Source organism: Xenorhabdus bharatensis, from assembly GCF_037996705.1.
Lineage (GTDB): Bacteria > Pseudomonadota > Gammaproteobacteria > Enterobacterales > Enterobacteriaceae > Xenorhabdus > Xenorhabdus bharatensis.
On record NZ_JBBMXG010000101.1, the window covers coordinates 1 to 233 of the forward strand.

At 48.5% G+C, this 233-nt stretch carries 1 protein-coding gene; it reads right to left on the reverse strand.

All coding sequences use genetic code 11. From position 1 onward, the window contains the following. On the reverse strand, positions 1 to 233 hold a 233-nt coding region (locus tag AAC855_RS21420), incomplete at both ends, for a hypothetical protein (protein ID WP_340612143.1).

Sequence of the window (233 nt, forward strand, 5' to 3'; positions counted from 1 at the left end):
GCGGTATCTCTGTACCAACCTTCCGGGGCTAAATGTCCATCAGTTTGCGGATTGTTCGGACTATAAACCCGTTGCCCTTTCTCCAGTACATATCGATTTGCCCAGACATCCAGTGATGATATGATGCTCTGGCCCTCACCCGACTGTATAGCGCCTGTCGCTTCAAGATTTCCGTTTAATACGCCACCGGTTTTAGGATACGCACCAATTTCCTCCGGCTTGGGTTTATTATT